Here is a 278-nt window from a genome sequence, read left to right as displayed (position 1 = left end):
GAGCAAGCACGCGCAAACGTGGACGTTCATCTAATTGCATGATGAGTTTGGCATTTTCTGTCAATGTGTCAATGTCAGAGCGAAATATTTCATCTCTTGGATAGGTTTCTAAAACACTGATGAGTGCTTTTCCAGAATAGTCGGCACTATTATGTCCAAGGCGTTGAATGATAGTTTTGGCTTTTTCTTTTAAGAAAGGAATTTGCAAAATAGAGCGCGTATAAGCTGAGGAGGTAAATAGCCCTACAATACGCAATTCTCCACAGAGTTTGTTTTCT

The 278-nt window shown here is 39.6% G+C and carries 1 protein-coding gene; it reads right to left on the bottom strand.

Annotated elements, in window-relative coordinates; translation table 11 throughout:
* Nucleotides 1-278: hypothetical protein (locus ACFIO5_RS09905; protein ID WP_375705305.1), on the bottom strand; the 278-nt coding region annotated here is incomplete at both ends.

It is taken from the genome of Bartonella sp. AA86SXKL, from assembly GCF_042196885.1.
Note: the sequence above shows the minus strand (reverse complement) of the source record. Positions and strands in the feature narration are given on the sequence as shown.